The sequence below is a fragment of the Agaribacter marinus genome, assembly GCF_030160655.1.
Classification (GTDB): Bacteria; Pseudomonadota; Gammaproteobacteria; order Enterobacterales; family Alteromonadaceae; genus Glaciecola; species Glaciecola marina.
Genome location: NZ_BSOT01000005.1, coordinates 992287 through 1013512 on the forward strand (window position 1 = coordinate 992287; position 21226 = coordinate 1013512).

Sequence of the window (21226 nt, forward strand, 5' to 3'; positions counted from 1 at the left end):
CCTAGAGCTCTCGAGCATCAATCATGCTACCTGTAGCAAAAAATTCGTATCGGTATGCACCTGCACACTCTTGGTCAGTATATTTGCGTTTTAACCAATACTCTTTCGCCTGAAACCCTGACGCATAACTTTCATCAAATCTAATGAAAATCTTTTGATCGTTCGGCGACCCAATCCATTGGCCATATTTGGGAAGTAAACTGACGCTTTTCCACTGACCCTCATTTTCATATCGATATTGAAAATCTATACTATTGACCGTATTGTTAATAATGCAGGACGTATAATAGTAGGGCGGCTCATTCACCGCGTGTGAATCTTTTTCTGCGCTCGTGTGCCCGGCTGAATCAATCAACTCTTCAACAAAACGTATAACATCTCCCGCCCACTTGGCGTCAAGCGCGTTAGCCACAAAAACGATAATGGCTGCCCAAAATACAAATACTAACAGTACTTGAAATACTTTAACGGCAAGCTTTACGGCGTAATAAATAAAATATGAAGCGACGCCCGCAGCAATCATAGAGACTATGCCTGATATCACCGCTTCTTTCACCGACGCCTTCTCGTCGTAAACAATAAAAGCGACTATTACACCCACAATAATGGCGATACCACCAATAACGTCCTCTACCTGCTTTTTTTGCTGAGAAGCTGATTGACGTTTGTTTGTATGCGTACTTTTTGTTCCTTTAGTGGCAGTATTAACGGCCGTTTTAGTTGAAGTTTTTTGAGGTTCTGCGGCTTTGGTATATTTGGGGGTAGAAGGCGCATCCGGTACATTTTCTACACCCGTACCATAACATTGCCAACACTGATCTTTACGCGTCGTGCTTGAGTTGCCAGAGCCACCACAAGCTGAGCAGTTCACGTCAGTATATGAGCCGTGACCGCTACCGCCACACGAATAACAACGTTCGTATTCGCCCGAATCTATATAGCAAGATCCAAAACACATTGAACATGTTTTTGTCGCCATAAGAATCCCTCCACTCCCTGTGCAACATTCACCGATAATTTATTTTATATTTTCGCTATGTAGCTTTGCCCTAGCGCAAATCAAGCATAGCGAAAAAACGTACATAAAGTAAACAGTTCTTTGCAAGATACCTAACGGCAAATTGTATGGCTAACTGGGCTGAAAGTTTTTCTAACAAAAGCTTGCCAAATACAGGAACTAAATTGAGTAAAAAACGAATTTATGATTGGTTAACTTATTTATTTGGAGTGAGCTGAAAACCGATATTTTCAAGAAAAGCTCTACACATTTCCTGTAACAACGCTTCACTGATACCACTTTTGGAAAATGTACTAAAACCCGACATAAACGCTAAAATCATATTTCCCGTTGCCTCTGCGTTGGTATTAATGGGTAACTCTTCTTGAATTATGGCCCGTTTTATCAGGCTAACAATGAATAATCGTTTTTCTTCATACATCGCTTTAAACGAGTCTCCTAGCTCAGATTGGCTGTTCATCAACTCATTAAGGCAATTTACGCCAAAACAGCCTCTGCGTTTTTCGTCAGATGCCCAACGCTGACAACCTACTTTAAACACTTTAAAAAATACGGGACCAACCAGCTCTCCTTTTTTGATATGTCGTAGGGCAGTATCCGGCGCTTGCGCAAAGTATACATCGAGTGCTTCCATCAGTAGGGCTTCTTTGCTACCAAAAGCGTTATACAAGCTCGCTCTTGTAAGGCCTGTCTCTTGCGATATTTCGTTAAATGAAAGTGCTTTGTAACCACTTGTCCAGAACAATTGAGTGACCTCTTGAATGAGTTTATCTCGGTCAAAAATACTCGGCCGACCGCGCGTTCTCTTCTTTGTCTGTTTATTGGTTTCTCTATTTTTGGTTGTTGTCATTCTTGCTCCTCTATGTTTGTAGATTAGCAAAATTCTAATTTTTATACAACGAAGAATAAAAATCCTTGACACATATTGTTTTTATACAATATTGTATAAATTAATAAATAGCGAAAGGAAACAAAATGTACACACTTTATACAATCCCAGGCTCATGCTCGACAGGCATTGCCGTTTTAATGAAAAAACTGGAACTTAACTTCACTTCTGTTAACCGAGATGATGTAAGTAACTATGCAGAAATCGTAGCAACGAATCAGGTACCAGCACTACGAACAGATGAAGGCCATGTAATAACAGAAGGGGCGGCAATTGCCCTCTACCTTATTGAAAAACATAATCAAGATGTATTGCCAAAAGATGTTGCCGAGAGAGCTGAATTTTATCAATGGTTAAATTTTATCTATGCAACACTCCATCCAGCCTATGCAAAAATTTTTGCAATAGCATCGAATGAAAATGTCGCAAACGATATCAAAACGTTAATTATGCAAGAGCTCGCAGATAAGCTGTCGCCGTTATGGCAAATACTGGATATACGCCTATCAACACATAAGTTCATTTTAGGTGATACCCCATCGCACATGGACTATATGGCAGCGGTCTTTAGTGCATGGAACAACTACTTCCCAGATACAGAAATAGTACTTGGCAACAACGTAAAACGGTTAGTGAATGACGTTAAAACGCTCCCTGAGTTTGTATCGGGTTTTGAGGCTGACAAAGCTGAATTTACACCGGCGGCATAGTTAGAACTAAAGAGGCCCATCATATGGAATATACACATTTAAAAAAAATAATAACGGCGGTTATTTTCGGCTCACTTACGTTGTCAGTAAGTATAGTAAACGCACAAAATAGCACGCTCAACACAGCGTACAAGCTGCTATTAAAAGAAGTGGCGGAAACCGCGTTTACGAAAGACAAGTTTGTAAACGTCAAGGGCGTAAAAATGCACTACTCAGAAGCTGGACAAGGGGATCCAATCTTGTTTTTGCATGGCAATCCCACATCATCGTACCTATGGCGAAACATTACGCCTATGGTGGAAAAACAGGGACGAACAATCGCTGTTGATCTAATTGGTATGGGGTATTCCGACAAACCAGATATTGATTATAGCTTTGCCGACCATGCGTCCTACCTAGAGGCCTTTGTTAAGGCTTTGAAATTGAAAAACATAACAATTGTCGCTCACGATTGGGGAGCAGCACTCGGTTGGCACTATGCGACAATACGTCCCGATAATGTGAAGGCTATTGCATTTATGGAAGGTGTGTTACCTCCGCTTTTTCCATATGCAAGTTTTGAGGCAATGGGTAAAGAAATGGGCAACATGTTTCGAGCGATGAAAACGCCAAAACAAGGCGAGAAAATGATCATTGACCAACACATGTTTGTCGAAGGTATTTTACCTCAAATGATGTCTCGTAACTTAGGTGAAACAGCGCATAATGCGTATCGCAAACCATATGTTGATATATCGTCTCGAAAACCCTTGCTAGCTTGGCCTAGGGAGGTACCAATCGCTGGCGAGCCTGCCCAAAACGTCGAGTTGATGGAAGAGATACATGCGTATATGGCAAAAACCGAAAAGCCTGTGCTCTTAATCTACGCAGACCCCGGTGTCGTTACACCGCCCGAATTAGTTCCGCACTACGAAAACACGATAAAACACCTCGAAACAGCGTACGTGGGTCAAGGACTTCACTTTATTCAGGAAGATCAACCACACGCTATAGGTCGCTCATTGTCAGACTGGCTTAGACGCATTAACGAATAATTGTAAGTAGAGAAAATAAAATGTCACTGAATGAACAAATTCGAGAAAGCATCGCGTCGTTTAGAGAAAATTTACCGCCTGAACTTGTATCGTTAATTGAACAAGGTGCCGGTGAAATAAGCGCAATGGCGATCGTAGAACATGCTATCAATGTGGGAGATAAAGTCCCCGACTTTACGCTAAAAGATAGAAATGGGAGTTACCGTAGCTTAACTGAATACTTAACGGATGGACCATTGGTCATTACCTTCTACCGTGGCGTTTGGTGCCCGTTTTGCAATATGCAACTTGCAGCTTACAACGCCGTACTTAACGACATACATGCAACTGGCGCTCAGCTTGTGGCAATAACACCGGAAACAGAAAACGCGATGGAGGTTTTGGCGCAGTCGAATGCGCCGAGTGAGGCGAAAGAAAGCGCCAAACGTGTGGTCGATTTCGACATTTTGCACGACGCAAAGACAGAGGTAGCCCGTAAATTTGGCCTTGTTTTCGAATTACCAAGCTCGCATAAACGGTTATTGGATATGCTGTCATTTGACGTTGAACGAGCGAATGGCGACAACTCATACGCGTTTGCTGATCCAGCAACATACGTTGTTGGTGCGGACGGCTTTGTTAAATGGGCATTTGTGCCTAACAATTATCGTAAAAGAGCTGAACCTGAAGATATCTTAAAGGCACTTAACAACATTTAATCTGACACCCCAAATTTACATTTTAATTTATCACAAAATATAAGGATCAACGATGAGCGCATTTTTTGTTTCAACCGTAACGGTAAAAGACGTTGAGAAGTTTCAAGCGTATGCTAAAAAAGCAGGTCAATTAGTTACACAATTTGGCGGCGAAATGCTTACACGAGGCAAATACTTAGGCAGTTTTACGCCAGAAGAAAGAGCGCATAATGCCGTCGGTATTATAAAGTTCCCTGACATAGGCGCGATGGAAAGCTGGTATGAGTCAGCAGAGTATCAACGCATTATTCCTTTACGGGAAGCCGCGTCGGATATGGTAATTGCAAAATATGAAGAAGTTCAATAATAACGAGTAAGTTTAGGTACAAATATGTATCCCTCATTTTTTACAATCGAGAAACACGCTCTCCAACGAAAGGGAAGCTGCGCGCTCTTCTTCCCAAACAAGTATTACGCCTGACGTTATCGCTCAACTATCAGACCGGTATATGCTGGCAGAAATGACTAAGTCTATCTTTCAAGCAGGATTTAATTGGGACGTGATCAGACAAAGATGGCAAGCGTTTGAGGATGCCTTTTGGCAATTTGATATCACGCGTTGCGCTAATATGAGCATCGGCGATATACAGCAGTTAAGTAACAATGAGCATATCGTTAAAAACCGCGCAAAAATTGAGTCGGTCCAAAAGAACGCCAATATGATTTTGAACGTTAGCAAACACCACAGTTCGTTTGCGTCGATGATTGCTTATTGGGAAGAAGATGACTTCATTAACTTATTGGCTTATCTACAGACACACGGCGCACGGCTGGGGACAAAGACAGCGCAATTTTTCCTTAGACACATCGGAAAAGATGGTTTTTTGCTGGGTGAAGACGGTATCAGGGCGTTGAAACACTTTGGCATCATAAAAAACGCACCCGCTACCAAAACTGAAATGCAAACCGTGCAGAATGTATTTAATCATTGGAATAAAGAAACTAGTTACGGCTTGGCTAAAGTCAGTGCCATATTGGCACTGTCTATTGATAATAGTTAATGCATTTATAAGGTATTTAACAGGTGTCTTAATTAACCTATACCCGTTGAAACATTAACGACCAATTTTTACATCGGCTATTGCATTAAAACGATATATATAGAAAGGCGGTTTAGATTCATCATATCCAGCGTTTAAAGGCGCAGAACGGTTAAGTTGATTTATCGTCCCGACTATTGTCCCTTTAGGTGCTGTAGACAATCCATCAGGCCATATAAATGTATCTCGGTCCGTAAATAGACGTCTGTATTTGCCGTTAGGTGCTGTAACGCCAATACCGTAACCTTGCAAGTCGGTCACATACACATTGCCAGCTTCGTCGATAGAGATGCCATCACTCACTGGTTTGTCGCCAAATCTTTCGATCGTTTTTTTCAACTGACTAGGGCTCAAAGTTTCATCATTCAATGCACTTGTTGGAATCCGGTAAATCGATGTGCCATGCATAGCGCCGTAATATACATACTTATTTTGCGAATCAATGGTAATCGGATTTACACCAATTTTAGGCGTTATGATCTCAGCGTCGGTCTTCATTCGAAGACCTCGCCCGCCAATGATGAGATCACTATCAAGTTCGGCACTCGTGCTTTTATGGCCTCTTAACACTGTTCTCACGTCTCCAGTTTGGATATCAACAACAATCAAACCGGCACCTTGATCACCAAATATATCAGCAATGTACACTTTCTTATCTGATAAATTCACGGCAAGGTCATTTATCATCGTGTTTTTAGGCGTATAACTACCAGACGATAAAGGATATATGCGCTTTAAGCGCTCGTTTTTCATATCCCATGCAATTAAACGCGGCGGTGACGATGCATTGTCCAAAAGCCAAAGCGTTTGATTCTGATCAATCACCACACCAAGTACGGCATGCGTACCAAGTTCTTCCTCCCCGTTGGGTGGCCTAGCCCACGCCTCAGAGGGGTATGGGCGAGTAGTACCGTCAGCCATCAGTTCCATTACGTTGATGTCAGGGCTATACATTTGATGCAAACTGAAAATGATCCGCCCTGTCGGGCCAACTGCGACATTTCCTGGTCCATGTTCCAACTCCGCAATTATTTCATATGGCGCAGGCCGACTCTCCTCGGCAACTACTGGCCAATATGAAATTGATAACCCAAATAGACATGCAATGCTTAGCATACTTTTGTCCATAGTTTCCTCGCTTACTATGATTGTTCAATATCAGTCTATATCCTGAAGATATTGATCAGTGCCTTCTAACCAGTCCTTGCGAATTGGAGAGAAAACATCAATCTCCACAGTATCAACTAAGGCTCGCCCTTTGTGAGGTACATGCGGTGGGATCACAATAATATCCCCTCGTTTTAATCGATATTCCTTCTCATCGATCCCTACCGTTAATATCATCTCACCAGAAATGACATGTGATATTTGTTCGGCCTCATGTGTATGCCATGGTACTTCGGCCCCTTTAGCTAAGGTGAACCATGCAAGCATGCCATTTTGTCCACTGATAAATTGGCGTTTTACTTTATCGCCAAAATGGTCAAACTTAAGCCCCGTTAAACTTGTTTTTTGTGTACCTTTGGAGCCCAACTGCGGTAACTCTTCGGGTACCTTTGTTGACGTATTCGGGTCTTGAGCCAATGCGGAAGCCGAGACTATTAGCAAGTGTGAAAGAAGTAATGCACTAGATATTTTAAACATAAGGTAATTTCCATTCTTTGGATTTATATAAGCCAATAATTAAGTAAATTGATGTTACGCCGTAGCATTCATTGATGGGTAGTCGGTATACCCTATGGCGTCATTTGTATAGAACGTTTCTTGGTCTGGCGTAGCCAATTCACCACCAACTTTAAATCGTTCGACAAGATCTGGGTTAGCTATAAAAGGGATACCAAAGGCAATACCATCCGCAGCACCAGTCGCAATCGCTTTGTCACCACTGGCTTTAGTATATCCACCATTTGCAATTAGATTCCCCTGATAAATGGAGCGCAATTCAGGTGTCAAATAATCGATAGTTTCCATTGGGTGCCCACTGTCTGGTTTTGGCTCCAAAACGTGTAAATACGCAAGGTTGAAGCCATTTAATTTTTCCACCAAACGAGAAAATGTTGCGCGATAATTGCTATCATTGATACCCCAAACCTTGTTGGTTGGCGAAATACGGATACCGACTTTACCTGCGCCTATGGCTTGAACCGTTTTATCCACAATTTCTAAGGCAAAACGAATACGATTATCAATTGAACCGCCATATTCATCTTGTCGCTTGTTGCTACCATCACGAGTAAACTGATCAATTAAAAAGCCATTTGCTGCGTGAATTTCAACACCATCAAACCCCGCGGCAATTGCACGTATAGCTGCATCTACATACTCTTGTTGTACATCTGGAATATCTTCTAACTTAATGGGACGAGGTTCACTAAGTGCTTGCTTGCGTCCTGTCGGTGTTCTTATTTCTCCAGACAAGTTTACATTTGATGACGAAATAGGTAATTGCCCATCGAGAAAATCAGTCGTAACAGCCGCTCCCATGTGCCAGAGTTGAATGAATATTTTTCCATTTTTATCGTGCACAGCTCTCGTAACCTTTGCCCACGCGGCCTGTTGCTCGTCGTTCCACATACCACTTGTATCTAACCACCCCAACCCGGTTTTAGATACCGCGGTTGCTTCCGCAATAATTAAGCCTGCGCTTGCCCTTTGAGAATAATATTCGGCTTTGAGTTCAGCCATTGGTACAGCACCAATAAGTGATCTCGCTCTGGTTAACGGTGCCATAATGATGCGATTTTTGAGCTGGTAATCACCGATGGTTACTGGCGAAAATAAGTCTGTCATCTCGTATTCCTGTTTTGAATAAATTTAATAAATACTGTGCGGAAAGTTGAAATCACGTCATAGCGCTTCAACCTTTTATACAATATTGTATATTAAATTGTTTTTCAATATTTTTGTACATTTATGTATAAAAATAAATATGACAACAGCGCATGACGAACATTTGTTTTCGTAGACCTATTGCATTAGGTGTTTACGGGAAGAATAAATAAGGGTGTAGGTATTATGCGGACAAAAAGTTAAATGACGATATCTTGTATGACATCAACCATTGAAACGAAAATTAAATCGACAAGAATAATGTGTGAGACTAACAACAGGAAGAAGGCGCTAGCACGAAAAATCTACGTGCTAGCGTTAAATATAGATGTTATCTGCGGCGCTGTTTAAAACCGAAAAAGCCAAATTCAATGATTTGTTCTGCTACAAGCTTAGGTACAAGCGATTCCCACTCTCCCCTGCCAGACTTCAGCTGTTTCAGCACATCTCTTGAATAGATGTTGAATAATTCAGTATCACTGGTATCTAAGCCGGTCAAAAAATCATTCTCAAGTAAGTGGCGATACAAGAAGCGTAAATGTTCTTGGGCTTTAAAATCATTGTAATCTCTAATTTCACCTTCTGTGTTTAATTCAGGGTAAATAAACATGCGGGTGTTATCTGGGAATAATTTACCAAAGCCTTCCAATATGCCGCCTTCGACTCCTTGATAAGAATTTTCATCAAAAATCTGTTTAAGATTAATCATACCGACCACAATACCAATTTCCATTTTGGTATACTGACGGAAATACGCGCGCAAAGAGAAATAACGCGTGTAATCCGAAATCATCACGTTATATCCAAGCGAATTTAATGATTGCACACGCTGCACTAAGTCTTCTTCAGGTACGTGATTGTCATTACCCTTGACGTCATTTAATGAAATCTCGGCGATCACCACCGTGTTATCTTCGGTTACGGCTTCGTGTTCGAAAAATGCCACTTTGCCTTGCTCAATCATATCCAAATTTAAATTGGTGACGGGCCTGAAGGAGCCACGAATAGTAAGGACATTCTTTTTGTATAACATTTCAGCTGGGACACATATGCTGCCATCCGGTCTAAACATGATGGCGCGAGTTTTCCAGCTTCGAATTAGGTGCATATTAATTGCACGATTGTCTATATCTTCGAAATAAGGGCCAAGGAATTCGATAGAATCAATTTCGATACGTCCACGTTTTATGCTATCACTTAGCGAATCTATGAACATTTTGGGATTTTCAAAGTAATAATAAGCAGCATAAATTAAGTTTACGCCTAGTACACCTAAGGCTTGCTGTTGCGCCTCAGCATTGTCATCGCGCATGCGGACATGCACCTTAATATTCGAAGGCTCAGCCCCCGGATACATTTGGATACGCACGCCGCACCACGCGTGACATTCATTTTGACGATTAAAGCTCTTGGCTGCTACGGTCGCAGCATATGCGAAGTAACGCGAGGACTTTGAACGCCCCTCACTAACACGTTGAAGCACCAAATCAAATTCTTGCTCCATCATCGCTTTCACACGCGCTTTACTTACATACCGTCCATCTTCTTGCACACCATATATCGCGTCAGAAAACTTCATGTCATATGCCGACATTGTTTTAGCGATTGTGCCTGCGGCAGCACCTGCTAGAAAAAACTGCCGAGCAACCTCCTGACCAGCACCAATTTCAACGATAGTACCGTATTTTTTGTCGTCCAGATTTAAACGAAGCGCTTTTTGCGAGGTCGAACGAGAACTAACATTTTTATGTTCCATGAGAAATCCTGAAAGAGTGTGCTTAAGCTAAAATTAGGTCATTTAGCTTAACTTATGCGTCAGAGATATAAGGATTATCGACTGATTTAATAAAACTTTCAATACAATCAACCTATCTTTTTAGTTAAATAACTAATTGATAAATTTATGGAATTGCTGTGCTTACACACGCTATAGCACTAGCTAGATACTCTATTAGAAACGACATCATCAATATGGCTTAGCCACTGTTGTTTTATTGTTTCTGGCAGAAAACTCCCATCAAAACTATGCTTAGCCAGTTTAATCATTTGCGCATCAGACATAGATAATGCATCGTTTAATGCGACAAAATTATCATTCATATACCCACCAAAATATGATGGGTCATCTGAATTGACAGTAACCAACAACCCTTCATCCAATAGTTTGAGAATATTGTGCTCAGCCATATCATTAACTACACGGAGCTTTAAGTTGCTTTGTGGACACACTGTCAGTGGGATTTTTTGCGCTGCTAAGTGCGTCATCAACTTAGGGTCTTCTGCGCTACGCACGCCGTGGTCAATTCTATCGACCTTTAACAGCTCTAAGGCTTGCCACACATATTCTGGCGGCCCTTCTTCACCTGCATGCGCGACACATTTGAATCCAAGCGCGCGCGCTTGTTCAAACACGTTTACAAACTTTTCTGGTGGGTTGCCTAGTTCTGAACTGTCGAGGCCTACCGCGATAAAGTCCTCATAATAATCGTTGGCTTGCGCCAATGTTTCAATGGCATCTTCTTCGGATAAATGACGTAAAAACGACAAAATTAAGTAACAAGAAATACCCAGTTCATTTTTTGCTTTTTCTATTGCGCGCGTAAACCCTGTCATAAACACGTCGAAACCAATGCCTCGACTAGTATGTGTTTGCGGGTCAATCATCATTTCAGTATGAACAACATTGTCTTCTTTACAGCGCAACAAATACGCCCACATTAATTGGAAAAAATCGTCTTCGTCGCGTAATACATTAGCGCCTTGATAATACAAATCCAAAAAACTCTGTAAATCATCAAATTGATACGCCTTAGCGATATCGTCAACGCTGTTGTACGGTAGTGTAATTCCGTGCTTTTTGGCTAAGGCCCACATCAACGTAGGCTCCAAGGTACCTTCAATATGCAGATGCAACTCTGCTTTTGGTAAACTCGCCAATAATTTTATATCTGCCATTTCAGTCCTCCTCCATACTTCATATTGCACCAAAATATTGCTTCATCGCTTTTTTATGCACCTGTTCAGTCCCTATAGACACGTTCATGTGTGAAATTCTTCACATAAATTTAGGTCAACTTAACCAACGTTGGCTTGGTACAATGCTTTATATCTATTTATATATCTATGTATTCGCGTATCTTTGCAGGCTATGCGTTTGACAACAGGGAACAATGCTTAAATGCATTCTAGCAGATATTAGACCAACAAGCTGACTACTTGGTCAACTTTTTGCTTGGTACTTTTATAGTCTTTCCTAGCATTTGCAGTTAACACTTGCTAAGCATATGTGTTATCAATAGTTTATATTGGTAAGAAATTGAGTAACAGTGCGCGATACTTGGTACGAGTAAATAAAAAGTACGCGCATAAATAAAAAATAAAAAGCTTTTTAAAAAGCAGTGGAGGCTTATGTCAATCTCGCTTATCGACCGCGTGTTTAAATTACAAGCACACGGCACAACAGTAAAAACCGAAATTATTGCAGGTTTAACCACTTTTGCGGCAATGTCTTACATACTTATTGTAAACCCAAGTATTCTTGGTTTAAGCGGTATGCCGGTCGCAGGGTTAATTACGGTAACTGCCCTAGCGGCATGCTTGGGCACACTGCTCATGGCTGCGTTTACCAACTACCCTATAGCGTTAGCCCCAGGAATGGGTTTAAACGCTTTCTTTGCCTTTACTATTTGTCTTACGCGAGAAATCCCTTGGGAAGCCGCATTAGGCATCGTGTTTTGGAATGGAGTATTATTTCTATTGTTGTCCGTCACGGGCGTTCGAACAAAAATTGCTGAAGCGATACCCGCTGCGCTAAAAATTGGTGTGCAATGCGGAATAGGTTTATTCATCGCATTTATTGGTTTAAAAAACGCCGGATTAATCGTCGACAACCCAGCAACACTTGTTTCACTAGGCAACATGTCTGACCCTGCGGTATTACTTGCACTTGCCGGTATCATTCTTACCGTTGTGTTAATTATTAAGCGCGTCACTGGCGCAATATTAATATCCATCATTGTCTTAACCTTAATTGGCGCTATTACTCCCTCAGGTGACGGATACCTCACCAGCGCCCCTGAGGCGGTTATTGGCCTCCCTGAATCCGCAAGTGACACCTTTCTTGCCATGGATATTTGGTATCCGATTGAAAACTTTGCCCAGACATGGGACCTTATTTTTGCCCTCATGTTCGTCAACATGTTCGATACCATTGGTACCTTGATAGGCGTCTCAAGGCGAGCCAAGCTATTAGATGAAAACGGAAAACTACCTAAAATTGGTGGCGCAATGAGTGCAGACGCAGCGGCAAGTGTCGTAGGCGCAGGACTGGGCACATCGCCAGTGACGAGTTATGTGGAGTCAGCAGCTGGGGTATCAGCAGGCGGTAGAACGGGTCTTACAGCGGTCGTCGTCGCAATATGCTTTGTACTAGCACTGTTCCTTACACCCCTGATGAAAGTAATTCCGTTAATGGCAACGACACCAGCCCTCGTCATGGTTGGTATTTTTATGATGGACTCCATTCGACAAATTGATTTTGACGATATTGCGAGTTTAGCTACTGCAACTATTGCACTATTAGCCATGCCACTGACCTTTAGTATTAGTGAAGGCATTGCCTTAGGATTTATTACCTACGTCGGCATAAAAGTTGGGACGGGAAAATTCAAAGAGGTATCGCTCATCACTTATTTAATGGCAGCGGTCTTTGTGTTGCGTTATGTATTTGACCTTAAATAATACGTTCGACCATAAATAATATATTCGACCTTAAATAATCTGAATTCAGGATAAATGGTTGTTGACGATACTTGTTATCACTAGATAAACAAAAGAGAATGACATTGACGAAGACGCTGCTGCTCATTTCCGTGCTGCTTGCATTGACAGCTTGTCAGTCGCCTGACTGGCGAACCGCTAGCCGAGAACCGGCCGGTATCGCTATCAATCCATTGGAGCATCAACCCGCGGTAATTGAAGTTTATGCGGCAGATGCGTTTAGCTGGCGAGGCTGGTTTGCCGTGCACACTTGGCTAGCGATTAAACCCAAAGCCAGTAAAGCGTATACGGTATATGAAGTCGTTGGTTGGCGAGTAAATAGTGGTTTGCCCGCGTTGAGAACATACAGCACGCCTGTCCCCGATAGATATTGGTACGGAGCCAAACCAAAAAAGCTTTTAGAGATTACAGGAGACAAAGCTACGCGCCTCATCCCACAATTAGAAAATGCGATAGCAAACTACCCTTGGGCCAACGAATACAAGGTGTTTCCTGGACCTAACAGCAATACCTTTCCGGCATGGCTAGCATTGCAAGTACCAGAAATGGGGTTGGAACTCCCTTTTAGAGCAATAGGTAGCGGTTACGCTAGCAATGCTGAGTAATCAGAGATGTAAAAAGCCATATGCACATCTAACGACAAGCACTCATGTCTTTGTATGGGAAATGCTTCAACCAATGTTGCGCGATATCCGCACGTGTACAACACCACACATCATCAAACTCACTGACATAGTCCATAAACCGTTTGAGTGCCATAAGCCTGCCCGGCCGACCAATAATTCTGCAATGCAAGCCTATAGACAGCATTTTTGGTGCACTCGCCCCCTCGCTTCGTAATACGTCAAATGCGTCCTTTAAATAATGAAAAAACTGCTCGCCACTATTAAAACCCTGCGGCGTCGCAAAACGCATATCATTAGTGTCTAAAGTATATGGCACCATCAACAGAGGTTTATTGTAGTGAGTGTCATAGTAAGGCAAATCATCAGCATAAGAATCTGCGCAATACAAAATATCATCTCGCTCAGAGATAAGTTTTAAGGTGTTCGGGCTAGTGCGGCCAGTATACCAACCCAATGGTTTATCACCGGTTAAGGTTTTGTGGAGGGTTATTGCGTCTTCAATTTGTTGACGTTCAGTATCTATATCCATGTCTTGATAATGTATCCAACGCATAGCATGACTAGCGATTTCCCAATTTGCAGCCTGCATTGCGGCAACCGCTTCCGGATGCCTAGCCATCGCCATCGTCACGCCAAACACAGTGACAGGCATTTTGTATGAAGTAAACAACCGATGAAGTCGCCAGAAACCAGCCCTACTCCCATATTCGTATATTGACTCCATACTCAAATGACGATCAGGATACGCTTGCGCACCGACTATTTCAGATAAGAACATTTCGGATTGCGCATCCCCATGCAGTACGCAATTTTCACCACCTTCTTCATAATTGATGACAAATTGTAATGCAATTTTGGCATTATTAGGCCATTTAGGATGCGGCGGATTTTCGCCGTACCCAATGAGATCACGGGGATAACAATCGTTAGACAAGGGTAAAGTATCTGAATTTTTACTCATAGTTACCTTCAAATTTTATATGCGTCTGGAACCTGTAAACCACAACCTTGAAGTATTAAACTAACTAAATGCGCTGTCGCATCTGTATAATCAGTTTTTTTCATGGTGCTGCCGCGCAAATTAGTAATTTGCGTTGCAAAATCAGCGTAATGCTGGGTAGATGCCCAAATATGATAAAGTAAGTAATGTGCATCTATTTTCGGCATTTTTCCACCTGCTACCCATGCATCAATGACATCAGTGCGCCCTTGCATCCACTCTCTATGTTCTTTTAAAAAGAAACCATGCAAATTAGTCGCGCCGTTTATAATTTCCATAGCAAATACTTTAGACGCAAATGGCCGAGTTCTAGAGACTTCCATTTTTTCAGCAATATATTCAGCGAGCGTTTCTGCTGGATCATCATTGACAGTAGCTTTGTCAAAGCTAGAATTCCAAATCGCCATTATTTGCTGCAGTACTGCTAAGTAAACGCCTTGTTTAGACTTAAAATAGTACAACACATTTGTTTTTGGTAAACCTGCGCCATCTGCAATTTGTTGTACCGAGGTACCTTTAAAACCATGCTTTGCAAACGCCCGCTCTGCAGCCTTTACGATCGTTGCTTTATTTTTAGCGCCAATACGCCCATCTAAAGCAGCTTTTGTTGTCATTCTACATTTTCCCTTTTAGAAACTTCAATCTAATGATTTCAATACATAAAAAACGATTAGAGAGGCATCCCACCTTCATTTCGATATAAGATCATATTTTATGCATAGCGTCTCTTAATCGGCTGCGCATAACTATCCTAATGTTGCCATAACTCTGTGCAAATTCAATATCTATCGCCCTAATATGAAGCACATTCGATTGCGCCTTATCTCTAAGCAAACAGATTAAAAAAACCGAAAGCTAGCAAAATTAAGCGCTACCACAGTAGATCAACTTATTTTTTGTAAATCATCTATGCTTAGGTATATAACTTGCTAACATAAACCGCAAGATTTTTTTGACCATTTGGTCTGTTTTTTATAATGAAACACATATATAGTAATGACTCAACGATATCATGAAATTTAAGAGAGTGCTCGATGATTGAATTTTTATTAAATGATGAGCTTGTGCGTATCGAGCACGAAAGAGCCGATTTAACCGTGCTAAATTACCTACGTGATTCACGCGCGATGTGCGGGACAAAAGAAGGTTGCGCGTCAGGCGATTGCGGCGCCTGCACAGTTGTCGTTGCCGAACTTAACACAGAACAAGCATCGTCTCGACGCTTAAACTACTACTCCCTAAATAGTTGCGTTACATTTTTATCGGCGATTCACGGCAAACAGCTCATTACGGTAGAACACATCGGTAATACCTCAAACATGCACCCGGTGCAACAAGCCATGGTAGATAATCATGGCTCACAATGTGGTTTTTGTACACCTGGCTTTATTATGTCGATGTTTGCACTTTACCATTCAGATAAAACAACAAACACTGAAAAAGAGGCGACCTTAGCGCGACACCACGTGACAACGGCTCTCTCTGGGAATTTATGCCGCTGCACTGGCTATCAGCCTATTATTAATGCCGCACTGGAGGCATGTTCAAATACACCAAATGACGCATTTACGGCAAATGAAGCGTTCACTATTACTCGTTTGATTGACATAAACAAAAATACTGATATCGGTACCGAACAACTCATCCTTCCGACCACAAGAGCTTTGCTGAAACAAGCATTGAACAAATATCCCAGAGCTCGATTAGTCGCCGGTAGCACCGATTTAGCATTGGAGCATACGCAGCAATTAAATGCGTTAGACACACTCATTAGCGTATCGCATATACCAGCGCTTTCGCGCATTGAACAACGCCCAGATAAACTAGTGTTTGGTGCAGCGAGTCCATTAAATAAAATCCATGACGTACTCACGCAGTATTTTCCGATGCTCGACGAAATCGTCGAACGTTTTGCCTCACTCCCTATCCGCAACCAAGCAACATTGGGCGGTAACATTGCAAACGCCTCTCCTATCGGCGATATGCCGCCTGTTATGTTGGCCTTAAATGCTAACGTTTTAGTCGATAGTGGAGACAGTGTGAGAAAAATACCAATAAACGAATTCTTCGTAGATTATCGAAAAACTAAGCTCCAAAAAAATGAATGGATTGATGCGATTGAAGTACCGCTGCCTGAAAGCAAAAACCAAATTAGAGCATATAAGATTTCGAAACGTTTTGAAGACGATATTTCCGCAGTATGCGCTGCATTTAATTTAGCATTAGATGAAAAAAATTGTATCAAGGCCCTTTCGACAGGATTTGGTGGCCTTGCGGCTACACCGATACAAAGTAGCTTGCTGCAAGACTCGCTCATTGGGAAACACTGGGCGTCTAAAGAAACCTTAACCCTTGGAAAGTCGATACTGCAAGATGCCTTTGCTCCAATTGACGATGTGCGTGCTAGTGCCGCGTATCGAAAAACGGTGGTAGTTAACCTTTGGCATCGCTTTTGGTTAGAAACCAACACAAGCACTCAGCAAATTGCTACGAGGGTGATTGAACATGCGTAAACTGGTAGAACAAAGCGCTGTTATTTCTGAAAACCTTCATGCCAATAAGCAAGTAGGTAAAAGCAAAAGACACGAAAGCGCCACGCGGCAGGTCTGTGGCAACGCGCGTTATGTCGATGACATGCCCGAGCCAAGCAATACCAAATACGCGGCAATTGGCATTAGCCAATCGACAAGTGGCAAAATTTCAAATGTTAATTTGGAGAAGGTCCGTGCGAGCGAAGGCGTTATTGACGTCATCACCGCTAAGGACGTACCAGGCCATGTTGACATTGCCCCGGTATTTGATGGCGACCCGGTGCTTGCTGACGGCGAAATAAAATTTAATGGTCAAGCAATATTTGCGGTATTAGCAGATTCGATAATGAATGCAAGACGCGCTGCTTTGCTTGGCAATATCGACATAATTGAGACGCCACATATTTTAGACGTTGATGCGGCTCACGAAGCAACTAGATTTGTGCGTCCATCACACGAAATGCAGATGGGTGACGCAGATAAAACAATGGCATTGGCTGAGCTTACGCTCGAAGGCAGCTTATCCGTTGGCGGGCAAGAACATGTTTATCTAGAGGGACAAGTATCACTCGCCGTGCCTGAAGAAGAAGACCGCATGCATGTTTATACCTCAAGCCAGCACCCTAGCGAAGTACAAAAACTTGTGGCCGAAGTATTGGATATTAAGCTTCACAAAGTAGTGGTAGATATGCGCCGCATGGGCGGCGGTTTTGGTGGTAAAGAAACACAAGCGGCACAATGGGCATGTATTGCTGCGCTTTTGGCAAGTCGCAATAATTGTGCAGTTAAAATTCGCTTACCGCGACAACAAGATATGATGGTGACAGGTAAACGGCATCCATTTGAAAACAGCTTTAAAGTTGGTATTAACAACAATGGCATAATTCAAGCAACCCAAGTTATTGTTAACGGCAATTGCGGACATTCTCCGGATTTGTCCGACGCGATTGTCGATCGCGCCATGTTTCATGCTGACAACGGCTACTACTTAGGTGATAGCCACATTGCAGGGCATCGTTTGCAAACAAACATGGTATCACATACCGCCTATCGCGGTTTTGGTGGACCACAAGGCATGATTATGGCTGAAGCCATAATGGACGCCATTGCACGTAAAACAGGGCAAGATCCGCTGACCACACGACTTAATAACCTATATGACGATGCAAAGAGAAACACTACGCAATATGGCATGACGGTCGAAAATAATTTACTGCCAGATATCTTAAGTAAACTTGCGGAATCAAGTGATTATTGGCAACGTCGCGACAGCATCAAAACCTTCAATCAAACTCACGCTATTCTGAAAAAAGGCTTGGCGATTACACCGGTTAAATTTGGTATTTCATTTACCGCTAAGCATTTAAATCAAGCGGGCGCATTAGTGCATGTTTATACAGATGGTAGCATACAGGCAAACCATGGCGGCACTGAGATGGGGCAAGGTTTACACACTAAAATTGCGCAAATTACTGCAAATGAATTTGGTGTTTCTGTTGATGATGTAGATGTTACTTCTACACGCACCGATAAAGTACCTAACACCTCGCCAACGGCAGCGTCGAGTGGTACTGATCTGAATGGCAAAGCAGTACAAAATGCTTGCTTCAAAATTAAATCTGAACTTGCGCAATTTTTTGCATCACAACATCAAGCAAAAGCAGAAAATGTGAGATTTGCAAACAATAAGGTTTACGTCGATGAACATTGCATCGACTTCGTTGCGCTTGTACAGCAGGCATATGTTGGTAGAGTCTCTTTATCAGCCAATGGCTTCTATAAAACGCCAAAAATCCATTACGATAGAAGCACAGGCAAAGGCCGCCCGTTTTTCTATTTTGCCTATGGTGCTTCAGTGTCAGAAGTAACTATTGATACCCTCACTGGCGAATATGTTGTCGATAGAGTCGACATACTCCACGATGTTGGTGCCAGTCTAAACCCAGCAATTGATAAAGGACAAATTGAAGGCGGCTTTATACAAGGCATGGGTTGGTTAACCACTGAAGATTTGCGTTGGCATGAAGACGGTCGACTAATGAGTAACAACCTTGCCACCTACAAAATACCGGCAATAGGCGACACACCTAAAATATTCAATGTCGACTTATACGATCGGCCGAATACAGAAGACAGTATTTATCACTCGAAAGCAGTAGGAGAGCCGCCTTTCATGTTAGCCATATCTGTTTGGTGCGCACTGAAAGATGCAATTTCGAGCCTAAGTAACTACACGGTAGATCCACAACTGGATACACCAGCAACCGCTGAACGCGTGCTAAACGCCGTGAATGATATGCAAGGTGGTATTTGATGAACAATATGGCAAGCATCCCTGTCAATACGTGGTTTGAAGCTTTGTATCAATGCCAGCAACAGGGACGATCGTATGTACTAATCACGGTATTGCAAACCGCCGGTTCTACTCCCCGCGAAGGCGGTACCAAAATGCTTGTTACCGAAGATGCTCAGTTCGATACCATCGGTGGCGGGCATCTTGAATTTGACGCCATAACAAAAGCAAGAGAATTGTTAATTCAAAACGAGCAACAACAATATATTCACTCTTATCCGCTCGCAAGCGCCCTAGGCCAATGTTGTGGTGGTGCAATGAAAGTACTATTTGAAGTACAAGTACAACATACGCAACATATTGCTATTTTTGGCGCTGGGCATGTAGCACAGGCTTTAGTCCCTATATTAGCTCAACTGCCACTGCAAATACGCTGGGTTGATAATCGCGCGTCGTTACTTGAAGAGTTTATAGGCACTATGCCGTCAAATGTCGAATGTGTCATAGATGACGACCCAAGCGCTGAGATGGCATCGCTCCCTAAAGATGCATGGGCAATAGTGTTAACCCATAATCATCAATTAGACTATGACTTAGTTGAATGTGGTTTAAAAACGAGCCGACTTAACTTTTTGGGTATGATTGGTTCAAACGCAAAAGCTAAACGATTCAAAACACGTTTAGCAAATCGAGGGTTTACCGAATCTCAAATTACATGCCTTAGCAGCCCGATAGGTAACTTGGATATTTCAGGTAAACGGCCAGTAGAAGTCGCGGTGTCTATTAGTGCACAATTAATAAACCTCCTCAACAATACTAGCAGCAAAAAAACCGAAACGCCGCAAGAACCTGCGACGCACAAAGCCCAAATTAATAACACTAGTGAGCAACTAGTATGACAATGACGATTAATACCTTGAATACACTGACGACAGTGGACGCCATCAATTGGTTTATGCAAACCTGCACTGCCTCCCGCTGGTGCAAATTAATGGCGAGCAATCGCCCCTACAACGACACGATACAATTAAAAGAACAAGCGTTGCGTTGTTGGGGCGAGATGCAAACTGAAGATTTTTTAGAAGCGTTTGGTGGTCACCCCATGATTGGTGATTTAAGTACATTACGTAAAAAATATGCAAACACCAAAGCATTGGCATCAAATGAGCAAAGCGGCACTCAAGAAGCAAGCGACGCAGTTTTACTTAATTTAAAAACGCAAAACCAAGCATATTTGGACAAACATGGATTTATATTTATAGTGTGTGCTAGTGGGCTTTCTGCCCAAGCAATGCTCGATATGTTAAATGCACGCATTACAAATACTACCGAATCTGAATTTGTCAACGCGGCGGCAGAACAGCTAAAAATAACCCAACTACGCATTGAAAAAGCATTTGGAGAAAAAAGTGCATGAATAGCTTATCCAGTCACGTATTAGATACTACGACAGGTAAACCTGCTGCAAATATGCAGATTAGCTTAACCGCGCCAGACGGAGAAACGGTATCATCCATCACAAACGCAGATGGAAGATGTAAAGAGTGGGGAGAGATAACATTTGTTGCCGGTACCTATTCTCTTCGCTTTCATTGTAAAGAGTACTTGTTAAATACTCACAGAGAGAGCTTTTACCCACATGTCGATATTGCCTTTGATATCACCGAAAACGGCGGGCATTACCATGTCCCCTTACTCATATCACCTTATGGTTTTAGTAGTTATAGAGGTAGTTAGTAA

Annotated in this window: 21 protein-coding genes; 12 read left to right on the plus strand and 9 right to left on the minus strand. The window is 42.3% G+C overall.

All coding sequences use genetic code 11. The annotated features are described in order from the left end of the window. Position 1 precedes the first annotated feature (1 nt). Both QQK00_RS05915 and QQK00_RS05920 read right to left on the minus strand, forming a co-directional pair. Positions 2–979 carry a DnaJ-like cysteine-rich domain-containing protein gene (locus QQK00_RS05915; protein ID WP_284216556.1) on the minus strand — a complete coding sequence of 326 codons (978 nt, stop codon included), beginning with the start codon at positions 977–979 and terminating at the stop codon, positions 2–4. 235 nt (positions 980–1214) lie between these two features. After that, positions 1215–1868 carry a TetR/AcrR family transcriptional regulator gene (locus tag QQK00_RS05920; protein ID WP_284216557.1) on the minus strand — a complete coding sequence of 218 codons (654 nt, stop codon included), beginning with the start codon at positions 1866–1868 and terminating at the stop codon, positions 1215–1217. Positions 1869–1993: 125 nt separating this feature from the next. Here QQK00_RS05920 and QQK00_RS05925 point away from each other — a divergent pair, with 125 nt between their 5' ends. The 5 genes from QQK00_RS05925 to QQK00_RS05945 all read left to right on the plus strand — a co-directional run bounded on the left by QQK00_RS05925 (position 1994) and on the right by QQK00_RS05945 (position 5389). Next, the gene (locus QQK00_RS05925; protein ID WP_284216558.1) at positions 1994–2617 is read left to right on the plus strand and encodes a glutathione S-transferase family protein; all 624 of its coding nucleotides are present in this window, start codon (positions 1994–1996) and stop codon (positions 2615–2617) included. 23 nt (positions 2618–2640) lie between these two features. Further along, positions 2641–3651: a haloalkane dehalogenase gene (locus QQK00_RS05930; RefSeq protein ID WP_284216559.1), complete on the plus strand. Its 1011-nt coding sequence runs from the start codon at positions 2641–2643 to the stop codon at positions 3649–3651. Positions 3652–3671: 20 nt separating this feature from the next. Next, positions 3672–4349, plus strand: coding sequence for a peroxiredoxin-like family protein (locus QQK00_RS05935; RefSeq protein WP_284216560.1), 678 nt, complete (start codon positions 3672–3674; stop codon positions 4347–4349). Positions 4350–4401: 52 nt separating this feature from the next. Further along, the gene (locus QQK00_RS05940) at positions 4402–4695 is read left to right on the plus strand and encodes a DUF1330 domain-containing protein (RefSeq protein ID WP_284216561.1); all 294 of its coding nucleotides are present in this window, start codon (positions 4402–4404) and stop codon (positions 4693–4695) included. Positions 4696–4837: 142 nt separating this feature from the next. Continuing rightward, positions 4838–5389: a DNA-3-methyladenine glycosylase I gene (locus QQK00_RS05945; RefSeq protein WP_284216562.1), complete on the plus strand. Its 552-nt coding sequence runs from the start codon at positions 4838–4840 to the stop codon at positions 5387–5389. A 54-nt stretch (positions 5390–5443) separates the two neighbouring features. Here QQK00_RS05945 and QQK00_RS05950 read toward each other — a convergent pair whose 3' ends face one another. The 5 genes from QQK00_RS05950 to QQK00_RS05970 form a co-directional block, all read right to left on the minus strand. Continuing rightward, on the minus strand, positions 5444–6556 hold the full coding sequence (locus tag QQK00_RS05950) for an L-dopachrome tautomerase-related protein (protein ID WP_284216563.1): 1113 nt from the start codon (positions 6554–6556) through the stop codon (positions 5444–5446). A gap of 30 nt (positions 6557–6586) precedes the next feature. Beyond that, positions 6587–7072: a cupin domain-containing protein gene (locus QQK00_RS05955; RefSeq protein WP_284216564.1), complete on the minus strand. Its 486-nt coding sequence runs from the start codon at positions 7070–7072 to the stop codon at positions 6587–6589. A 54-nt stretch (positions 7073–7126) separates the two neighbouring features. Further along, entirely contained in the window at positions 7127–8218 is a 1092-nt protein-coding gene (locus tag QQK00_RS05960) for an alkene reductase (RefSeq protein WP_284216565.1), read from the minus strand. A 370-nt stretch (positions 8219–8588) separates the two neighbouring features. Then, positions 8589–10013: a TonB-dependent receptor gene (locus QQK00_RS05965; protein ID WP_284216566.1), complete on the minus strand. Its 1425-nt coding sequence runs from the start codon at positions 10011–10013 to the stop codon at positions 8589–8591. Positions 10014–10192: 179 nt separating this feature from the next. Next, on the minus strand, positions 10193–11212 hold the full coding sequence (locus QQK00_RS05970) for an adenosine deaminase (RefSeq protein ID WP_284216567.1): 1020 nt from the start codon (positions 11210–11212) through the stop codon (positions 10193–10195). A 453-nt stretch (positions 11213–11665) separates the two neighbouring features. On the opposite strand from QQK00_RS05970, the gene QQK00_RS05975 reads away from it, so the two are divergent. Beyond that, entirely contained in the window at positions 11666–12997 is a 1332-nt protein-coding gene (locus QQK00_RS05975) for an NCS2 family permease (protein ID WP_284216568.1), read from the plus strand. 104 nt (positions 12998–13101) lie between these two features. Continuing rightward, complete coding sequence (locus QQK00_RS05980) at positions 13102–13641, plus strand: DUF3750 domain-containing protein (protein WP_431307722.1); 540 nt, start codon at positions 13102–13104, stop codon at positions 13639–13641. Between the two features lie 28 nt (positions 13642–13669). Here the strand turns inward: QQK00_RS05980 and puuE are convergent, their stop codons facing one another. Continuing rightward, entirely contained in the window at positions 13670–14623 is a 954-nt protein-coding gene (gene puuE / locus QQK00_RS05985) for an allantoinase PuuE (protein ID WP_284216570.1), read from the minus strand. A gap of 8 nt (positions 14624–14631) precedes the next feature. Beyond that, complete coding sequence (locus QQK00_RS05990; protein WP_284216571.1) at positions 14632–15276, minus strand: TetR family transcriptional regulator C-terminal domain-containing protein; 645 nt, start codon at positions 15274–15276, stop codon at positions 14632–14634. 420 nt (positions 15277–15696) lie between these two features. Between QQK00_RS05990 and xdhA the strand changes: the two genes are divergently transcribed. Genes xdhA through uraH form a run of 5 tightly spaced genes read left to right on the plus strand, consistent with a single transcriptional unit; the run spans position 15697 to position 21223 of the window. Beyond that, complete coding sequence (gene xdhA / locus QQK00_RS05995; protein WP_284216572.1) at positions 15697–17175, plus strand: xanthine dehydrogenase small subunit; 1479 nt, start codon at positions 15697–15699, stop codon at positions 17173–17175. After that, positions 17168–19507: a xanthine dehydrogenase molybdopterin binding subunit gene (gene xdhB / locus QQK00_RS06000; protein WP_284216573.1), complete on the plus strand. Its 2340-nt coding sequence runs from the start codon at positions 17168–17170 to the stop codon at positions 19505–19507. The genes xdhA and xdhB overlap by 8 nt, the downstream gene beginning before the upstream one ends. Further along, complete coding sequence (gene xdhC, locus QQK00_RS06005) at positions 19507–20385, plus strand: xanthine dehydrogenase accessory protein XdhC (protein ID WP_284216574.1); 879 nt, start codon at positions 19507–19509, stop codon at positions 20383–20385. Before xdhB ends, xdhC begins: the two co-directional genes overlap by 1 nt. Positions 20386–20387: 2 nt before the next feature. Continuing rightward, entirely contained in the window at positions 20388–20903 is a 516-nt protein-coding gene (gene uraD, locus QQK00_RS06010) for a 2-oxo-4-hydroxy-4-carboxy-5-ureidoimidazoline decarboxylase (RefSeq protein WP_284217571.1), read from the plus strand. Next, a complete protein-coding gene (gene uraH / locus QQK00_RS06015; protein ID WP_284216575.1) occupies positions 20900–21223 on the plus strand; it encodes a hydroxyisourate hydrolase in 324 nt (107 codons plus the stop codon). The genes uraD and uraH overlap by 4 nt, the downstream gene beginning before the upstream one ends. Positions 21224–21226 lie beyond the last annotated feature (3 nt).